General features: G+C 68.4%; 13 protein-coding genes. 9 read left to right on the top strand and 4 right to left on the bottom strand.

All coding sequences use genetic code 11. The annotated features are described in order from the left end of the window. Positions 1–73 precede the first annotated feature (73 nt). On the top strand, positions 74–523 hold the full coding sequence (locus tag R3F42_14360; protein ID MEZ5543201.1) for a type II secretion system protein: 450 nt from the start codon (positions 74–76) through the stop codon (positions 521–523). 31 nt (positions 524–554) lie between these two features. Here R3F42_14360 and R3F42_14355 read toward each other — a convergent pair whose 3' ends face one another. Both R3F42_14355 and R3F42_14350 read right to left on the bottom strand, forming a co-directional pair. Then, the gene (locus tag R3F42_14355) at positions 555–1043 is read right to left on the bottom strand and encodes a peroxiredoxin (GenBank protein ID MEZ5543200.1); all 489 of its coding nucleotides are present in this window, start codon (positions 1041–1043) and stop codon (positions 555–557) included. Positions 1044–1128: 85 nt separating this feature from the next. Next, the gene (locus R3F42_14350; GenBank protein MEZ5543199.1) at positions 1129–1680 is read right to left on the bottom strand and encodes a glycine cleavage system protein R; all 552 of its coding nucleotides are present in this window, start codon (positions 1678–1680) and stop codon (positions 1129–1131) included. A gap of 163 nt (positions 1681–1843) precedes the next feature. Here R3F42_14350 and dapA point away from each other — a divergent pair, with 163 nt between their 5' ends. The 8 genes from dapA to R3F42_14310 all read left to right on the top strand — a co-directional run bounded on the left by dapA (position 1844) and on the right by R3F42_14310 (position 16684). Beyond that, complete coding sequence (dapA, locus tag R3F42_14345; protein ID MEZ5543198.1) at positions 1844–2731, top strand: 4-hydroxy-tetrahydrodipicolinate synthase; 888 nt, start codon at positions 1844–1846, stop codon at positions 2729–2731. 4 nt (positions 2732–2735) lie between these two features. Next, on the top strand, positions 2736–3854 hold the full coding sequence (gene bamC / locus R3F42_14340; GenBank protein MEZ5543197.1) for an outer membrane protein assembly factor BamC: 1119 nt from the start codon (positions 2736–2738) through the stop codon (positions 3852–3854). An 18-nt stretch (positions 3855–3872) separates the two neighbouring features. Beyond that, positions 3873–4634, top strand: coding sequence for an MBL fold metallo-hydrolase (locus R3F42_14335; protein MEZ5543196.1), 762 nt, complete (start codon positions 3873–3875; stop codon positions 4632–4634). A 204-nt stretch (positions 4635–4838) separates the two neighbouring features. Further along, the gene (gene purL, locus R3F42_14330; protein ID MEZ5543195.1) at positions 4839–8735 is read left to right on the top strand and encodes a phosphoribosylformylglycinamidine synthase; all 3897 of its coding nucleotides are present in this window, start codon (positions 4839–4841) and stop codon (positions 8733–8735) included. Positions 8736–9100: 365 nt separating this feature from the next. Beyond that, the gene (locus R3F42_14325; GenBank protein MEZ5543194.1) at positions 9101–10174 is read left to right on the top strand and encodes a PKD domain-containing protein; all 1074 of its coding nucleotides are present in this window, start codon (positions 9101–9103) and stop codon (positions 10172–10174) included. Between the two features lie 234 nt (positions 10175–10408). After that, positions 10409–14704, top strand: a complete 4296-nt coding sequence (locus tag R3F42_14320) for a DEAD/DEAH box helicase (GenBank protein MEZ5543193.1) — start codon at positions 10409–10411, stop codon at positions 14702–14704. A 243-nt stretch (positions 14705–14947) separates the two neighbouring features. Beyond that, positions 14948–15637, top strand: a complete 690-nt coding sequence (locus tag R3F42_14315; protein ID MEZ5543192.1) for a hypothetical protein — start codon at positions 14948–14950, stop codon at positions 15635–15637. Positions 15638–15967: 330 nt separating this feature from the next. After that, a complete protein-coding gene (locus R3F42_14310) occupies positions 15968–16684 on the top strand; it encodes a phosphatase PAP2 family protein (protein ID MEZ5543191.1) in 717 nt (238 codons plus the stop codon). Positions 16685–16716: 32 nt separating this feature from the next. On the opposite strand, the gene R3F42_14305 is transcribed toward R3F42_14310, so the two are convergent. Both R3F42_14305 and ettA read right to left on the bottom strand, forming a co-directional pair. Further along, positions 16717–17736: an SPOR domain-containing protein gene (locus tag R3F42_14305; GenBank protein ID MEZ5543190.1), complete on the bottom strand. Its 1020-nt coding sequence runs from the start codon at positions 17734–17736 to the stop codon at positions 16717–16719. Continuing rightward, positions 17736–19403 carry an energy-dependent translational throttle protein EttA gene (gene ettA, locus R3F42_14300; protein MEZ5543189.1) on the bottom strand — a complete coding sequence of 556 codons (1668 nt, stop codon included), beginning with the start codon at positions 19401–19403 and terminating at the stop codon, positions 17736–17738. The genes R3F42_14305 and ettA overlap by 1 nt, the downstream gene beginning before the upstream one ends. Between the last annotated feature and the right edge of the window lie 106 nt (positions 19404–19509).

Raw genomic sequence — 19509 nt, 5'->3', positions numbered from 1 at the left:
CCCCGCGCCGCGCCGGTTCATACTCCGCGCGCGGCGCCGATAACGGGTCATCCTGGAAGCGCGGGGACAGCGGATGTCGGGCACGGCCACACAGGTACGCGGATTCACCCTCATCGAGGTCGTGATCGTGATCGCGATCCTCGGCGTGCTCGCCGCCATTGCCGTGCCGCGCTTCATCGACCTGCGCGAGGAAGCCCAGACCGCCACCACGCAGCAGATCCACGGCGGGTTCACCAGCGCGCTCAACATCCTGCACGCCGAATGGGCGGTGCGCGGCAGCAGTGCGGTGACGACCAACAGCGCCGGCTGGCCGGTGGGTACCGGCGGCGGCAGCCTGATGAGCAATGCCCGCTGTGTCGCCGTGTGGAATGCCGTCCTGACCAGTCCGCCGCGCATCGATCCGGGTTACAACCCGGACACCGAGGGCTGGGGGCGCTGGGTTCGGGCGCGTTCTGCATCTACGTCTACGAGCCGGACCACACGCCCTTTCGCATCATCACCTACAATACCGCCAACGGGGTGACGGATTTTCTGCTGATCTGAGGTGTCCCGGTTCAGGCCGGATCGGGCTGCGACGGCAGCGCCTTGACCGCCTCGAGGACTTCCGCAACATGCCCCTTGACGCTGACCTTGCGCCATTCCCCGCGCAGGATGCCCGCCTCGTCGATGAGGAAGGTGCTGCGCTCGATACCCAGCACCTTGCGGCCGTACATGTTCTTCTCCCGGATGACATCGAACAGCCGGCAGACGTCTTCCTCGGTATCCGCCAGCAGTTCGAACGGAAACTGCTGCTTGGCCTTGAAATTCTCGTGCGAGCGCAGGCTGTCGCGGGAGATGCCGAGTATCACGGTATTGCGGCGCCGGAAGGTATGGATGCTGTCGCGGAAGTCCTGGCCCTCGGTGGTGCAGCCCGGTGTGCTGTCCTTGGGGTAGAAATACACGACCACCCGCTTGCCGCGGAAGTCGGACAGGGCGAGTTCCTGGTCGCCGGTTGCCGGCAGCCGGAAATCCGGTACCTTCTTGCCAAGCTTGATCTTGCTCATGATCGCAGACTCCCCGCGCAGGTGGATTGCCGGTCGGCGCTACCCCGGTTGCGCCGCGCCGTGACGGCGGTCCGTGCGCCTGCCGCTAGCCCTTGACCGGCTCGATGACCGCATCGAGGTTGAGCTGGTCGCAGAACTCCATGAACTCCTCGCGCAGCGCGGAGATCTGCAGGGTGGCAGGGATCTCCACGGTCAGGTGCACCGAGAACATCGGCGTGCCGGTATGCGCGGCTGCATAGCTGGTGGTGACCATTTCCTGGATGTTGATGTTTCGCCGCGAGAAAAAACGCGCCAGGTTGTGCACGATGCCCGGCTGGTCGAGCGCCACGACATCGACGCCGTAGGGCAGCAGGTCGCGCGCGGAAGCCCGCTCGTGGGTGCGGTGGGCGGTGATGGTGAGTCCCAGCCGCTGCTCCAGGCCCGGCAACTGGTCCTCCAGCTTGGCGATGTTGTTCCAGTTGCCCGCCACCTGCAGCAGCAGGGCGAAGTCCCCGCCCAGCACGGCCATGCGGCTGTCGCTGATGGTGCAGCCGCTCTGCAGGATGCAGCGCGAGAGTTCGTCGATCAGGCCGGTCTGGTCCTGCCCCAGAGCGGCCAGGACCAGGTGATGGTTATTGATTGCTGATTTGTCGTTCATTCATTCCGTTTCCACGGGCGCCGGGAACCGCCCATTATTGCCTGCCAGTCTATCACCTTTGCGGCACCGCGCGCGCTGCGCCCGTGGCGGTTGCAGGATTGCCTTGTCAGTGGCAGGTGCCGCCAGTACCATGTCGGTTTCTTGCGTGCGCGGAGAATCCTTAATGTTTCAAGGCAGTATTGTGGCGCTCGTCACCCCCATGCATGCGGATGGCGCCATCGACGAGGACAGCCTGCAGCACCTGGTCGAGTTTCACATCGAGCAGCACTCCGACGCCCTGGTTGCAGTCGGGACGACGGGCGAGTCCGCCACCGTCGACGAGGAGGAGCACTGCCATCTCATCCGCCGCATGGTCGAGATGGCGGCCGGACGCATTCCGATCATTGCCGGCACCGGCGCCAATTCCACCCGCGAGGCGATCGAGCTGACCCGCTGCGCGCATGCCGCCGGTGCCGATGCCTGCCTGCTGGTGACGCCGTACTACAACAAGCCCACCCAGGAGGGGCTGTACCGGCATCACGTCGCCATCGCCGAGGCCGTGCCGATCCCGCAGATCCTGTACAACGTGCCGGGACGCACCGCCTGTGACATGCTGCCGGAGACGGTGGCGCGGCTCGCGCCGGTCGACAACATCATCGGAATCAAGGAAGCGACCGGCAATCTCGACCGCGCGCGCGAGATCATGCAACGCTGCGGCGCGGATTTCGCTGTCTACAGCGGTGACGATGCGACGGCGATGGAGCTGATGCTGATCGGCGGCCGGGGCAACATCTCCGTGACGGCCAACATCGTGCCGGCGGCGATGCACGAACTCTGCATGGCCGCCATGCGCGGCGACCGCGCGGCCGCCACGGCCATCAACAGCCGGCTGGACATCCTGCACCGGATGCTGTTCGTCGAATCCAACCCGATACCGGTGAAATGGGCGCTCTACGAAATGGGCATGATCCCGCCCGGGATCCGCCTGCCCCTCACGCCGCTGGCGGAGAAATACCATGACACCATCAGACAGGCGCTCCGGCAGGCCGGTGTGCCGCTCAACGCAGGATAATCCTATGCAACGCAACTTCCTAACCGTCGCGATCGGCATCGTGCTGGCCGGGGCGCTGCTGGCCGGGTGCGGCACCATGGACCGGCTGGCGCCGGGGCGCGAGAAGATCGATTACCGCAAGAGCAAGGTGATCGACACCCTCGAGGTGCCGCCGGAACTGTCTTCCTCGACCATCAATGAGGCGCCGGATACGCTCGAAAGCGCCGGCGCGAGCCTGTCGGGCGCGGGTGCCGCCCAGCCGGCACGCGAGACCGGCACGGTCATGCCGGTGCCGGCCGACATGCGGGTCGAACGTGACGGCAACCAGCAGTGGCTGGTGGTGCAGGGCGATCCGGAAAAGGTCTGGCCGCGGGTGCGGGAATTCTGGCTGCAGCAGGGTTTCCTGCTCAGGCTGGAGGATCCGCGCGTGGGCATACTCGAGACCGGCTGGAACGAGAACCGCGCCGACATCCCGCAGGGTATCATCCGCAACGCGCTCGGCAAGGTGCTGGACCCGGTGTACTCGGCGGCGACCCGTGACAAGTACCGCGTGCGCCTGGAACGCGGCAGTGCAGCCGGCACCACCGAGATCTACCTGACCCACCGCGGTGTGCAGGAGGTCATCAAGGGCGGTACCGCGGATGCCTCGTCGGTCTGGGAGCCGCGTCCGTCCGATCCCGAGCTCGAGGCGGAGATGCTCAAGCGCATGCTGGTGTTCCTCGGCGTGGAGGAACACAAGGCGCAGGGCATGCTGGCGCAGCGCGCACAGCAGGAGCAGCGCGCCGAACTGGTCGACGACAGCAGCGGCGTGCTGCTGCTGGTCAAGGAGGATTACTCGCGCGCCTGGCGCCGTACCGGCGTGGCGCTCGACCGGGTCGGGTTCACGGTGCAGGACCGCGACCGTTCCAGCGGTACCTACTACGTCAAATACAACGATCCGCTGGGCGAGCAGAACGAGAAGGGCCTGCTCAGCAAGCTGGCGTTCTGGTCATCCGACGACGACAAGGCCGGCGACGAGTACCGCATCGAACTGCAGGCCGAGGGCCCCAACACCCATGTCATCGTCAGGAACGGCAAGGGTGACCGCGACAGCGGCGCCACGGCCAGGCGTATCCTGACCCTGCTCGAAGAACAGCTGCGTTAGGCGCCGGGGCCCCGGCGCATGCGCTTCGCCTCGCTGGGCAGTGGCAGTCGCGGCAACGCCACGCTGGTGGAGGCGGGCGCCACCCTGGTGCTGGTGGACTGCGGTTTCTCGGTGCGCGAAGCCGAGCGCCGTCTGGCGCGGCTCGGCCGATGCGCCCGCGACCTGGCCGCGCTGCTCGTGACACACGAACACACCGATCACGTGCGCGGCGTGGCCGCGCTGGCCCGCAAGTATGCGCTTCCGGTATGGCTGACCCGCGGCACGTGGTCCATGCTGCGCGAACGCGACCTGCCCGATGTGCGCTTCTGCGACGGCCATCAGGCCTTCGCCATCGATGACCTGCAGGTGGCGCCCTTCACCGTGCCGCACGATGCCCGCGAGCCCTGCCAGTACGTGTTCGCGGACGGCGCGCGCCGCCTCGGCGTGATAACGGATACCGGGCGCATGACACCGCATATCCGCGCCTGTCTCGACCGCTGCGATGCCCTACTGCTGGAATGCAATCATGATGCCGCGCTGCTGGCGGCGGGGCCGTACCCGCCGTCGCTGAAGCAGCGCGTCGGTGGTCCGCTGGGCCATCTGAGCAATGACCAGGCGGCGGAGCTGCTCGCCAGTCTGGACACCACCCGCCTGCAGCACGTGGTGGCCGCGCATCTGAGCGACAAGAACAACCGGCCCGAGCTGGCGCGCGCGGCGCTGGCGGACGGACTGGGCTGCGCCGCGAACTGGATCGGTGTCGCCGGCCAGGAGCGCGGCCTCGACTGGCGCCAGATCGGCTAGCGGCCGTGCGATGCGTACATACAGCGCTCGCTACCTCCCCGTCGCAGCGGACGTGTCGCGAATTGCCCCGCGGGCGTGAGAGTTACGCACGCTGGCGCCGCACCCGTAGGCCGCGCCCGGGTACCGGCCGGCCCCGCGCGCTGACTTTGCCGGGGTGATCCAGTATCATTCCCCGCTTCACGGGGGTCCTGTCCTGGAGTCGTAATGCTGTACCTGCGCGGTTGTCCCGCCCATTCCCGCTTCCGCCTCGACAAGCTGCTCGGCCTGTGCCGCGAACGGGTGCCGGGGCTGGCGGGCATCGGCGCCGACTACCTGCACATCGCCGAAGTCGATGGCGCGCTCGACGGCGGTGAACGCCAGCTCCTGGAACAGCTGCTGCAGTACGGCGCGCACGCCACGGCGGCGGCCGCCGGCACGCCCACGCTGATCGTGGTGCCGCGTCCCGGCACCATCTCGCCCTGGTCGAGCAAGGCCACCGACATCGTGCGCAACTGCGGACTGGAGCGGGTGCGCCGCGTGGAGCGGGGCATCGCCTGGACCCTGACGCTGGCCGACGGGGCGGCGCCGGACCGGAAGCAGTGCAACATCCTGGCCCCGCTGCTGCACGATCGCATGATCGAGACCGTGCTGTTCGACGTCGACGACACGCGCGCGCTGTTCCGGCACGCGGTGCCGGAGCCCGCCGAGCGTGTCGATGTGCTCGGTGGCGGGCGCGCCGCGCTGGAATCCGCGAACCGCGAGCTGGGGCTGGCGCTGTCGGCGGACGAGATCGATTACCTGGTGGAGAATTTCACCGCGCTCGGGCGCAATCCGCTGGACATCGAGCTGATGATGTTCGCCCAGGCCAACTCCGAGCACTGCCGCCACAAGATATTCAACGCCGACTGGGTCATCGACGGCCAGGCGCAGGCGGACAGCCTGTTCGCGATGATCCGCGCGTCCTACCGCGCCAGTCCTGACGGCATCCTCTCCGCCTACCGCGACAACGCAGCCGTGCTGGAGGGCTTCCCGGTGCGGCGGTTCTTTCCGCGTCCGCACGTGCACACCTACGCGGAACACCCCGAACCGGCGCACCTGGTGGCGAAGGTCGAGACCCACAACCACCCCACCGCCATCTCGCCTTTCCCCGGCGCGGCCACCGGCTCCGGCGGCGAGATCCGCGACGAGGGCGCGACCGGCCGCGGCGCCAAGCCCAAGGCCGGGCTGTGCGGCTTCTCGGTCTCCAACCTGCGCATCCCCGGCTTCGAGCAGCCCTGGGAGACCGACCACGGCAAGCCGGCGCGTATCGCCTCGGCGCTGGAGATCATGCTCGAGGGGCCGCTGGGGGCGGCCGCCTTCAACAACGAGTTCGGCCGGCCCAACCTGTGCGGCTACTTCCGTACCTTCGAGGAACGCGTGCCGGGACCGGACGGTCCCGAGCTGCGCGGTTACCACAAGCCGATCATGCTGGCCGGCGGCGTCGGCCTGATCCGGGCGGAACACGTGGAGAAGGGCAACATCCCGCCGGGCACGCCGATCGTGGTGCTGGGCGGGCCGGCCATGCTGATCGGACTGGGCGGCGGCGCCGCCTCGTCGATGTCCAGCGGCGCCAGCGCCGAGGAGCTCGATTTCGCCTCGGTGCAGCGCGGCAATCCGGAAATGGAACGCCGCGCCCAGGAGGTGATCGATGCCTGCTGGGCGCTGGGCATGGCCAACCCGATCATCTCCATCCACGACGTCGGTGCCGGCGGGCTGTCCAATGCCGTACCCGAACTGGTCAACGACAGCGGCCGCGGCGGCAGCTTCGAGCTGCGCGCCGTGCCCAACGACGATCCCGGCATGACGCCGCTGCAGGTCTGGTGCAACGAGTCGCAGGAGCGCTACGTGCTGGCAGTGGACCGCGACCGCCTCGAGGATTTCGAACGCCTGTGCCGGCGCGAACGCTGTCCCTACGCGGTGCTCGGCAGCGCCACCGAACGGCAGCAGCTGCTGCTGAGCGACAGCCACTTCGACAATTCGCCGATCGACCTGCCCATGAGCCTGCTGCTCGGCAAGCCGCCGCGGATGACGCGTGACGTGCGGCGGCGCGCGGTGACGCAGCGTGCGTTTGCGGCCGAGGGCGTCGACGTGCAGGAGGCGGCGTGGCGCGTGCTGCGCCTGCCCGCGGTGGCCAACAAGACCTTCCTGATCACCATCGGCGATCGTTCGGTCACCGGGATGGTGGTGCGCGACCAGATGGTGGGACCGTGGCAGGTGCCGGTTGCCGATGTCGCGGTCACGGCATCCGACTACCACGGTTTCACCGGCGAGGCCATGGCCATGGGCGAGCGCACGCCGCTGGCGCTGCTGCACGGTCCGGCCGCGGGACGCATGGCCGTGGGCGAGGCGCTCACGAATATCGCGGCAAGCAGCATCGACGCCATCGGCGACATCATCCTGTCGGCGAACTGGATGGCGCCGGCCGGTCATCCGGGCGAGGACGCGGCGCTCTACGACACGGTGCGCGCGGTCGGCGCCGAACTGTGTCCCGCGCTCGGCATCGCGATCCCGGTCGGCAAGGATTCCATGTCCATGAAATCGGTGTGGAGCGAGGACGGCGTCGACCACGCGGTCACCGCGCCGCTGTCGCTGATCGTGTCGGCGTTCGCCCGGGTGACCGACGTGCGCCGCACGCTGACACCGCAGCTGGAGACTGCTGCCGGTCCGACCGAGCTGCTGTTCGTCGACCTGGGACAGGGCCGCAATCGCCTGGGTGGCTCGGCGCTGGCGCAGGTGTACAAGCAGATCGGCAGCGAGCCGCCGGACGTGGACGATGCGGCGCTGCTCAAGGCCTTTTTCAACGCCATCCAGGCGCTCAACCGCCAGGGTCTGCTGCTGGCCTACCACGACCGTTCCGATGGCGGCCTGTTCGCATGCCTCTGCGAGATGGCGTTCGCCGGGCACTGCGGCGTAGCGGTGCACCTCGACGGCCTCGGCGACGATCCCGTGAGTGCGCTGTTCAGCGAGGAGCTCGGCGCCCTGCTGCAGGTCCGCATCGACGATCTGCCCGCTGTCGTCCGTATCCTGAAGTCCCATGGGCTGGAGACCGACACGCACGCGCTCGGCAGCCCGAACGACAGCGACAGCATCGAGATCAGCGCCGGCGAGAACCTGCTGTTCTCTGCCGCGCGCACCGAGCTGCAGCGGGCCTGGTCGGAGACCACCTATCGCATGCAGGCCCTGCGCGACAATCCGGCCTGCGCGCAGCAGGAATACGATGCCCTGCTCGATGCCGCAGATCCCGGCATCCGCCCCGTGCTCGGTTTCGATGCCCAGGACGACGTGGCCGCGGCGCTGATCCTCTCCGGCGAGCGGCCGCGTATCGCCATCCTGCGTGAGCAGGGCGTCAACGGCCAGATCGAGATGGCGGCCGCCTTCCATCATGCCGGCTTCGAGGCCGTCGACGTGCACATGAGCGATCTGCTCTCCGGCCGCGTCACGCTGGAGTCCTGCAAGGGGCTGGTCGCCTGCGGCGGTTTCTCCTATGGCGACGTGCTCGGCGCCGGCCAGGGCTGGGCCAAGTCGGTGCTGTTCCATCCGGAACTGCGCGACAGCTTCGCGGCGTTCTTCGCCCGTTCCGATACCTTCGCGCTCGGTGTCTGCAATGGCTGCCAGATGCTGTCCGGCCTGCAGTCGCTGATCCCGGGCGCGGAACACTGGCCGCGCTTCGTGCGCAACGAATCGGAACAGTTCGAGGCGCGCTTCTCCCAGCTCGAGATCCTTGACTCGCCCTCGATCCTGCTGGAGGGCATGGCCGGCTCGATCCTGCCGATCGCGGTCGCGCACGGCGAGGGGCGTGCCGAGTTCGGCGACCGCAGCGTCCAGGACGTGCTGGCTGGCGGCCTGGTTGCCGCGCGCTATGTCGACGGTCGCGGCGCGGCGACCGAACGCTATCCGGCCAATCCGAACGGCTCGCCGCTCGGTATCACGGCGCTGACCACGACAGACGGCCGGGTCACCATCATGATGCCGCATCCCGAGCGAGTGTTTCGCACCGTCACCAATTCCTGGCACCCGGCAGAGTGGGGCGCGGACGGCCCGTGGCTGCGCCTGTTCCGCAATGCGCGGGTGTGGGTGAACTAGACCCTGTCTCAAATATGCCTGTTGTCAGATACCGCCATGCGCGCGGCTGCGGCGTAGCCGTAGCAGCGCGCCGCAATGCGGTCGGATGTCGCAAACTCAACCGGTACCGAATGCTTGCAACCGCCTGCCGGACCCGCTGGCTGTGGCGCTGGATAATTGACGCGATGGGCGGGGCGCGGGTGACATGGCGGCTTTTGCCTGCACGGCCCTGTCCGTCTATAGTGAAGGCAAACCGCAAACGACACGAGCGCCGGCGACGTTGCGAGGGAGTCGTCAGCCGGCAGACATTCAGCACGCGCCAGCCGCCTGCGGGATACGGTGGCCAAGCGGCGCACACGGTAACCGGACCGGGCCATGCGGGGGGTATGATGACCGGGAGCGGCAGCGCAAACCGTCCGACACGACAGCATGGCCAGGGCAGCGGTCGTGCCTGCGCGCTGCTGCTCGGCGCCTCGCTCCTGCTCGGCGCCACGGCCGCACCGGCTTTCCCCATCTACTACACCCTGTGGAACAACACCTACCCGGCTTCGCAGAGCGGTGAGCGCGCGGGGGGAGAGGGGTGCCAGCTCTGCCACTGGACCACCGCCGCGACCTGGAATGCCTACGGCAACGCGCTCAAGACCCTGGTCCAGGGCGGGATCAGCATCACCATCGCCTTCACCCTGGTCGCGGGCAGCGACTCGGACCAGGATCCGGGGCAGGCCGACAACGTCAGCGAGATCAACGCCTCCACCCAGCCCGGCTGGACCAGCGGCGGCAACAATCCCGTCTACAACCGGACGGGCAACGTCATCGCCACGGTCGCGCCGCCGCTGGACACGCAGCCGCCCTATGATCCGGGCGCGGCGCCGCTGCCGCCGGTCGCCGATCCCGGCGGACCCTACGCCGCGGCGGCCGGCGCCACGGTGCTGTTCGATGGCAGCGGTTCCAGCGATCCCGACGGTGGTGCGATCGTGGCCTATGACTGGGACTTCGGTGACGGCGGCCAGGGCAGCGGCGTGACGCCGACCCACGTCTATGCCGGGGCGGCAACCTATACCGTGACCCTGACCGTGACCGACGACCAGGCCCAGCAATCGGCCCCGGCGACCACGACGGCCGTCATCAACCCGGTCGATCCGCCGGATGACGACAATGACGGCGTGGAGAACACGCAGGACAACTGCATCGACCGGCCCAACGGCCCGCTCATTCCGGATGCCGGCGGCTTCAGCCAGCGCGACACCGACGGCGACGGCTTCGGCAACGTCTGCGATGCGGACCTGAACGGCGATGGCGTGATCGATCTGCTCGATTTCGTCCTGTTGCGCAACGGCTACGGCCAGAGCGGCGAGCTCGCGGCGGACCTGGACGGAGACGGTGCGGTGAACCTGCTGGATTTCATCCTGTTCCGGGGTGATTACGGGGGGGCGCCGGGACCGTCGTGCTGCGCCCCGTAGTTTGCAGTCCGGCGGCGGCTGCAGCGGATCGCCCGGGCGCCGCGTGCAGCGGGCCCCGCGGACCGGTCAGAGTTGCAGCAGGCGCACCCGGTGCGACCCCACCCGCGCGTGCATTCAGCGTCCCTGGCCATATTGCGGCCCGCTCGTGTAGCATCGGTAACAACATCTCCCCGCGCCATGCGCCAGGATCGCCACGGTCGCGGCCGCGCGGGATGTGAGTCCAGGTATTCAGTCATGCCGCTTGCCGCATTTCATCCTGCCGTGGCGCGCTGGTTCGCAACCCGGTTCGCCGGACCGACCGCGGTCCAGTCCCGGGCCTGGCCGGCGATCCGGGCGGGCCAGTCCTGCCTGATCGCGGCGCCTACCGGCTCGGGCAAGACGCTGGCAGCGTTCCTGGCGGCGCTCGACCAGCTGCTGGTGGAAGGGCTGTCCGCGCCCCTGCCGGACGAAACCTGGGTGCTGTACGTCTCGCCGTTGAAGGCCCTGTCCAACGACATCCACAGGAACCTCGAGCTGCCGCTGAACGGCATCCGTGACCAGCTGCTGGAAGCGGGGTTGGCCGATGTGCCCATCACGGCGCGGGTGCGCAGCGGCGATACCTCGCAGGCCGAACGCGAGGCCATGAAACGCACGCCGCCCCATATCCTGGTCACCACGCCGGAATCGCTCTACCTCCTGCTCACCTCGGACTCGGGGCGGCAGATGCTGCGCAGCGTGCGCGCGGTGATCGTCGACGAGATCCATGCGCTGGCGGGGAACAAGCGCGGCGCCCATCTCAGCCTGTCGCTGCAACGGCTCGATGCCCTGTGCGGGCGGGCGCCCGTGCGCATCGGCCTGTCGGCCACCCAGAAACCGGTGACGGCGATGGCGGCATTCCTGACCGGCCATCCGCATGATGATGCAACGTCACCCTGTCAAATCATCGATACCGGGCATGTGCGCGAGCGGGATATCCGGCTGGAGGTCACGGGTTCGCCGCTCGAGGCGGTCATGGCGAACGAGGTCTGGGCCGAGATCTACGACCGCCTGGCGCAGCTGGCCGAGGCGCACCGCACCACGCTCATCTTCGTCAACACCCGCCGCCTCGCGGAGCGCGCCGCCGCCGCGCTCGCCGAGCGCCTGGGGGCGGATGCGGTCACCGCCCATCACGGCAGCCTCGCCAAGGAACACCGGCTCGATGCGGAACAGCGGCTGAAGCAGGGCCGGCTGCGGGCCCTGGTGGCCACCGCCTCGCTCGAACTCGGCATCGATATCGGCGACGTGGACCTGGTGTGCCAGCTCGGCTCGCCCCGGGCCATCGCCACATTCCTGCAGCGGGTCGGACGCTCGGGGCATGCGGTGGATGCCATGCCCAGGGGACGGCTGTTTCCGCTGTCACGGGACGACCTCGTGGAATGCACCGCGCTGCTCGACGCCATCCGCCGGGATGAACTCGATCTGATCCACATCCCCGTGCACCCGCTGGACGTGCTGGCACAGCAGATCGTCGCCGAGGTCGCCAGCCGCGAATGGGACGAGACGGCGCTGTACCGGTGCTTCGCCGCTGCCTGGCCCTACCGGTCGCTGGATCAGGCGCAGTTCGTCGCCACGGTGAAGATGCTGAGCGAAGGCTTCCATACCCGCCGTGGCCGGCGCGCTGCCTACCTGCACCGCGATGCCGTGCACGGCCGTCTGCGCCCCCGCACGGGGGCGCGCCTCACGGCGCTGCTCAACGGCGGTGCGATCCCGGACCAGTTCGACTACGACGTAATCATGCAGCCGCAGGGCGTATTCGTCGGCACGCTGAACGAGGACTTCGCCTTCGAAAGCATGCCGGGCGACATCTTCCAGCTCGGCAATCAGTCCTACCGCATGTTGAAGATCGAGCAGGGCAGGGTATATGTGGAGGACGCCAACGGCCAGCCGCCCAACATTCCGTTCTGGTTCGGCGAGGCGCCGGGGCGCAGCGACGAGCTGTCCCGCGCCGTGTCGCGCCTGCGCCAGGCCCTGGACGCGCAGCTCGAACAGGGACAGGAAGCGGCGCTGCGCTACCTGACCGGAACGCTGGCCCTGCCGCAGGCGGCGGCCACGCAACTGGCCGGGTACCTGGCCGCCGCGAAGGCGGCGTTGACCGTGCTCCCGACCCGGGAGCACCTGGTCTTCGAGCGCTTCTTCGACGAGACCGGCGACATGCATTTCGTGATCCACTCGCCCTACGGTTCGCGCATCAACCGCGCCTGGGGCCTGGCCCTGCGCAAGCGCTTCTGCCGCAAGTTCAATTTCGAGCTGCAGGCTGCGGCGACGGAGGACAGCCTGATCCTGTCGCTGGGACCGACGCACAGTTTCCCGCTGGATGAGCCGGCCCGTTATCTGCAGTCCACTACCGTGCGGGATATCCTGATCCAGGCGCTGCTGGCCGCGCCGATGTTCCCGGTGCGCTGGCGCTGGGTCACGAACACGGCGCTGGCGGTGCCACGCAACCGCGGCGGCAAACGGGTGCCCGCGCCATTCCAGCGCAACAGCGCCGAGGACCTGATCGCACTGATCTTTCCCGACCAGCTCGCCTGTTTCGAAAACATCGCGGGGGATCGCGCCGTACCGGACCATCCGCTGGTCGAGCAGGCGCTGGCCGACTGCCTGCACGAGCTGATGGATGTCGACGGCCTGATCGAACTGCTGCAGGGCATCGAGACCGGCCGCATCACCATCACCACGCGGGATCTCGCCACGCCGTCGCCGCTGGCGCTGGAGATCATCAACGCCCGGCCCTACGCCTTTCTCGACGACGGCGCCGCCGAGGAACGCCGCACCCTGGCCATCAACCAGCAGCGCCATCTCGATCCGGCGGATGCCGCCGGGATCGGTACCCTCGACCCAGCCGCGATCGAACGGGTACGGCAGGAGGTCTGGCCGCTGGCGCGTGATGCCGACGAGCTGCACGACGCCCTGCTGGTGCTGGGCTTCGTCACCGCGGCGGAAGGTAACGACGCCGGGTGGCAGCCATGGCTGCAGCACCTGCAGGACGAGCGGCGCGCGACGACCCTCACACCCGATAATGCTGCGACGCTTTGGGTCGCGGCGGAGCGTCTGCACCAGGCGCTGGCCGTCTTTGCCGGCGCGCGTCCGGAGCCGCCCATCGAGCCGACCGAGCCTGTGACCGCTGATCGGGGCGCGGCGCTGACCGAACTGCTGCGCAGCCGTCTGGAAGGACTCGGCCCGGTTACGATGACGCAGCTCAATTCCCCGCTGGGGTTGCCGCAGAACGAGATCGATGCCGGCCTGCTGGCCCTGCAGCAGGAAGGTTTCGCCATCCAGGGTCAGTTCACTCAAGGCAGCGCGCCCGAGTGGTGCGAACGCGGACTGCTGGCGCGCATCCACCGTTACACCATCCGTCAACTGCGCAGCGAGATCGAGCCGGTCAGTCCGGCGGATATCATGCGTTTCCTGTTTCACTGGCACGGCCTGGACGAGCCGGCCGCGGGGGAGGCCGCGCTGGCGCGCAGCCTGCAGCAACTCGAAGGCATCCCGGCAGCGGCAGCGAGCTGGGAGCAGGACATCCTGCCTGCACGTATCCGTGACTACACGACATTGCAGCTCGACTCGCTCTGCCAGTCCGGCCGGTTTGTCTGGCTGCGACTGCAGGTGCCGCCGGCGCCGCGGGATGCCCGGCAGAAGCAGCCAGCCGTGCGTTCGACACCAATCAGCTTCCTGTCCCGCGCGCATCTTGCCGACTGGCGGTGCAGCAATCCGCTGCCCGCTACCGCGGACATCGCGCTCTCGGGCGCCGCCGCCGCGGTACGCGCCAGCCTGCAGCAGTGGGGTGCGAGTTTTTACCAGGAATTGCTGGATGACACGCGCCTGTTGCCCACGCAACTGGAGGCCGCGCTGGGAGAACTGGTCGCCTGGGGACTGATCACATCGGACAACTTCGGGGGGCTGCGTAACCTCATCACACCGCAACAGGTCGCACGCCGGCGCGGCAGGCGCCAGCCGGGCTACCAGACCCTGGCCCGGGCCGGGCGCTGGTCGCTGCTGCGCCCGGTCCGGTCGAGCGCTGCAGACGCGGACCGGTTTGGCCCCGTCGCGCACATCGCGCGGGTATTGCTCGACCGCTACGGGGTCGTGTTCCGCAAGCTGCTCGACAACGAGACCGGTTTGCCGCCGTGGCGGGACCTGCTGTATGTCTACCGGCGCATGGAGGCGCGCGGCGAGTTGCGCGGCGGCCGCTTCGTGCAGGGATTCGCCGGCGAGCAGTTCGCGCTGCCGCAGGCCATGCAGAGCCTGCGCAGGATCCGCAACACACCGGGGCAGGGCGAACTCGTCGCCATCGCTGCATGCGATCCGCTCAATCTGACCGGAACCGTCACGGCGGGCGACCGGGTTGCCCGCCAGCCGCATAACCGCATCCTCTATCGTGACGGCGTGCCCGTGGCCGCGAGCAGCGGCGGCGAGATCGTGTATCTGCAGCAGATCGCGCCGGAGGCGCGCTGGGCGCTGCAGACCGCACTCATACGACAAACCCGTCCGGCCCGCTTGCAGGAAACGGGTTAGCAGGTCGTCCCGGCCGTTAGCGCATGCACCCTGCATGTGCGTCCACGCCAGCTGCTGTTCACGCAGATGGTCCGCTGCCCCGGTGTGCGGCCTGTGACCGGCCGCAGGCGTCACCGGAATTGCGTAGTGTCAATGCCGTGCAGGGCCATTTCGTATACAAATCTGCCGGTAACGGTGCCGGCATACGGCCGGTAACGGCCAGCAACGCCTTGCGCAGACAAGGCGAGTCTTACGGAGGAGTCCATGCGCACACATCGCACCTGCGGGTTCTGGCGTACCTTTTGCTTACTCGGTCTGTCGCTTTGCACCACGCTGAGTTCCGTCCAGGCAGCCACCGTGGTCAGCCTCGTGTCCGGCAACGCGACAGCGGCGTACTACAACAACAGCATCGGTGATCTCGGGGCGACGCAGCCGGGCGGCATCCTGCCCTGGTTCCCGGCACCGAACACCTTCAGTGGCGTACAGGATCAGGTCTTCACCACGGCGCCCGACCTCAGCGCGGCCGCGGCGGCACTGGGTGACTGGCTCACCGATCCGGCGCAGCTCAACGCCAACTGGACGCGCGTGTCAGCCGTGCCCGCGAATTGGCTGGTCAACACGGAAGTCGCCATCGTCTACAGTTTCGATGCCGGTCCCGGGCTGCGCGACATCACCGCCGCGTTCGGGAACATCGACAACGGGATCAACATCTGGCTGGATGGGGTCTGGAAATTCGGTGCCCGTGATCCCGAGGGCCGGCCCTGGAGCGGTATCGCGCTGGGCGATGTCGGGGCCGGTACGCATTACATCCAGATCCTGCTCGAGGACAGTGGCGGCGCCACGGCGTACCTGAACCCCGGCATCACGGCAACCGTCGTGCCCGTGCCGGCAGCCGCCTGGCTGTTCGTCACCGGTCTGGTGACCCTGGGCGGTATCACGCGCTACGGCAAGTAGGCCGGCAGCCGCAGTCATGACAGCGGCCCCGCGCGGGCCGTTGCGCTCGAACCGATGACACCATCCCCTGTGATGATCTTGGTTAACGGGGAGGCGCGGCGAGCGTAGTGCAGCCGTCGCTACCTGAGCGAGCGCCAGCCAGGCCAGGGGCAGGAGCGCCCGGTCCCCAAGATTGCGCCCGCAAGGCGCGCATGCCCGGCTGCAACGCGGTTGGCGCGGGATGTTGAGAACCGATCCGGTCGTGCGGCTGCCGATTTGCCGTGCGCCCGCCGCCCATGCAGGCATGCGGTCGTTCCGGTACACTCGGTCCCCCCTTTGCGTGTGACCGCCATGACGACTGAAACGGAATCCGCACGGATATCGCCCGTGCACTTTGCGCGCCATCATTTCGCTTCGCTGGCGCTGGTCATCCTGGCCGCCGGGGTACTGGTGTTCCTCGGTATTGCCGAGGAAATGCTGGAAGGCGACACGCAGCGCATCGACCGCTGGCTGCTGCTGGCCATGCGTGCCCCCGGTGACCTCGCTGATCCGCGGGGACCCGCGTGGGTGGAGGAGATGTTCCGTGACTTCACCGCGCTCGGTGGCGTCGGTGTGCTCGGCATGCTCACGCTGGCATCGGTCGGCTATCTCTGGCTGCAGGGTCTGCGGCGCATCGCGCTGTTCGTGCTGCTGGCGCTGGGCGGGGGGCTGCTGTTCGCGCTGGCGCTCAAGGGCGGGTTCGCCCGCCCCCGGCCCGAACTGGTTGCGCACGGTTCGATGGTCTACACATCCAGTTTCCCGAGCGGGCACGCGATGCTGTCGGCCGTGGTGTATCTCACCGGCGGCGCGTTGCTCGCCGTGATACACGCCGCGCGCCGGGTCCGGCTGTTCCTGATCGGTTGTGCGGTGCTGGTTACGCTGCTGGTGGGCGTCAGCAGGGTTTACCTCGGGGTGCACTGGCCCAGCGACGTGCTGGCCGGCTGGGCCGCCGGTGCCGCCTGGGCCGCCTGTTGCTGGTTGCTCGCGCAGTGGCTGCAGGCGGGCGGTTATCTCGATGACCACGCCTGAGCCGGCGCCGGCCGCGCCGTCCGGCGGCTGAATCAGTCTTTGCCCGGCTCGTACTTCGCAACCCAGGCCCCGTCCAGCCCGAGCCGCTCCTCCAGCAGCGGGACCCACTCGATGGCCTCGCGCTTGCTTTTATACCCCGTGGTGCGGAGGCGGATGATGGACTTGCCCTTGACCATGATCCGGGCCAGCTCCGCATTCACGCCCTTGTCATGGAACTGTTCCAGCTTGCGCTGCGCCATGGATTCGTAGTTGTAGGAGGCGAGGTTGACCACCCAGGTACCCGTTAGTTCGGTTTCCGACCCGGCGCCGGCATGGTTGTCCGCCGGTGGCTCGTCCCGGTTGCGACTGGCCGGTTCTGGCGCGGCCTCGGCCGGTGTCGCCGCCGGTTCGGCCGCGTCCGCGGTCGTCGCAACGACCGCGGCCTGCGTTGCCGCGGCCGGATCGGTCGGTGCCGGCCCTGCCGCGGTGCCGGGCAGTGCGTCCAGCGTCGATGCCAGCGTCTGCGCCGTGGCGCTTGCCGTGCCATCCGCCGGGTCGGGGGCTGCCGGGACGGGCGTTGGCGCGACCGTCTCTGCGGCCGTCTGCAGCACGTCAGCTGCTGCGGGCGCGGTCTCACCGGGCGGCGCCGGCAGGTCCGCGCCGGCGCTGCCGGCGTGGCTGCGGCGTACCGGCTGCGCGCTGGTCAGCGGGCGCGGCGGTGTACGCTCGGCCACCATGATGGGGGGCGGTTGCACGCCACCCGCGGCGAGTGGCGGCTGCGGGTTGAGGATGGAGACATACACCCCCGCGCTGCCGATCAGCAGGGCGAGCAGTGCCAGTTGCGCAACGCCGGTCAGCAGGCGGGTCGTGAGCGGCTTGGCCGCCGGCGCTGCGGCCGGGGCGGTGCGCCGCAGGCTGTTCATCCACACCCGATAGGTGCCGAGGCTGACGAGATCGTCCCAGTGATCCCAGGGCGCGGGTCCGGCCGCGAAGCCGGCAGCCCCTTCCTGCTGCATGCGTTGCTCGAACGCCCTGAGCTTCGCGGCATCATCCTCGGCGATGGTCGGCATCATCAACTGTCCAGTCGTTTGTACTTGATGCGGTGCGGCTGGTCGGCGTCGGCGCCGAGGCGGCGCTTGCGGTCCGCCTCGTAGTCGGCGTAGTTACCCTCGAACCACACGGTCTGGCTGTCGCCTTCGAAGGCCAGGATGTGCGTCGCGATGCGGTCGAGGAACCAGCGATCGTGGGAAATGACTACAGCACAACCGGGGAAGTCGAGCAAGGCTTCTTCCAGTGCGCGCAGGGTCTCCACGTCCAGGTCGTTGGTCGGCTCGTCGAGCAGCAGCACGTTGCCGCCGCTGCGCAGCAGTTTGGCGAGATGGACGCGGTTGCGTTCGCCGCCGGAAAGCTGGCCGACGATCTTCTGCTGGTCGTTGCCGGTGAAGTTGAAGCGCGAGACATAGGTTCGTGAATTGAGCTCGGTCTTGCCGACGGTAATGATGTCCTGACCGTCCGAGATCTCCTCCCACACGGTCTTCTTCGGGTCGAGCGCGTCGCGGCTCTGGTCGACGCAGGCGATCTGGACGGTCTCGCCGATGCGCAGTTCGCCGCTGTCCGGCTGTTCCGTGCCGGTCAACATGCGGAACAGCGTGGTTTTGCCGGCGCCGTTCGGGCCGATCACGCCGACGATGCCGCCGCGCGGCAGGTTGAAGCTGAGGTTCTCGTAGAGCAGATTGTCGCCGAAGCGCTTGCTGATGTGGTTGGCCTCGATCACCAGGTCACCCAGGCGCGGACCCGGTGGGATGAAGAGCTGCTTGGTCTCGTTGCGCTGCATCGATTCCTGCGAGGCCAGCTCCTCGAAGCGCGCGAGGCGCGCCTTGCTCTTGGCGTGGCGGCCCTTCGCGCCCGAGCGCACCCATTCCAGCTCGGCCTTCATCGCCTTCTGGCGCGCCGAGGCCTGTTTCTCCTCGGTCTCCAGACGCTTCTCCTTCTGTTCCAGCCAGGAGGAATAGTTGCCCTGCCACGGGATGCCGTGGCCGCGGTCGAGTTCCAGGATCCAGCCGGCGACGTTGTCGAGGAAATAGCGGTCGTGGGTGACGGCCACCACCGTGCCGGGGAATTCGGCCAGGTAGCGCTCCAGCCAGGCCACGCTCTCGGCGTCGAGGTGGTTGGTCGGTTCGTCGAGCAGCAGCATGTCGGGATTGGACAGCAGCAGCTTGCACAGGGCCACGCGCCGGCGTTCGCCCCCGGAGAGCTTCGTGACGTCGGCCTCCCAGGGTGGCAGGCGCAGTGCCTCGGCCGCGATCTCGAGCTTGCGTTCGAGGTTGTGGCCGTCGGCTGCCTGCAGGATGTTTTCCAGCCGCGCCTGTTCCGCGGCCAGCGCGTCGAAGTCGGCGTCGGGTTCCGCGTAGGCGGCATACACCGCCTCCAGCTGCTGCTGGGCCTCCGTGATGTCCGCCAGCGCCTCCTCGAGATTGCCGCGCACGTTCTTGTCCGGATTGAGCGGCGGCTCCTGTTGCAGGTAACCGATGCGGATGCCGGGCTGCGGGCGCGCCTCGCCCTCGATTTCGGTATCCACGCCCGCCATGATGCGCAGCAGGGTGGACTTGCCGGAGCCGTTCAAACCCAGCACGCCGATCTTGGCGCCCGGGAAGAAAGACAGCGAGATGTTGTCGAGGATCTTGCGTTTCGGCGGGACAACCTTGCCCACCTGATTCATGGTGAAGACGTACTGCGCCATTAGGTCGGGGAACTCCGCGAGCTGGATACAAGGCGCCCATTATAGGCGTCACCCGCGGTCGGGCAAGCGATGGTTCCCTGACGCCCGCGCGCGCAGGGAGCGCATC

Source organism: Pseudomonadota bacterium, from assembly GCA_041395565.1.
GTDB lineage: Bacteria > Pseudomonadota > Gammaproteobacteria > UBA9214 > UBA9214 > UBA9214.
Note: the sequence above shows the minus strand (reverse complement) of the source record. Positions and strands in the feature narration are given on the sequence as shown.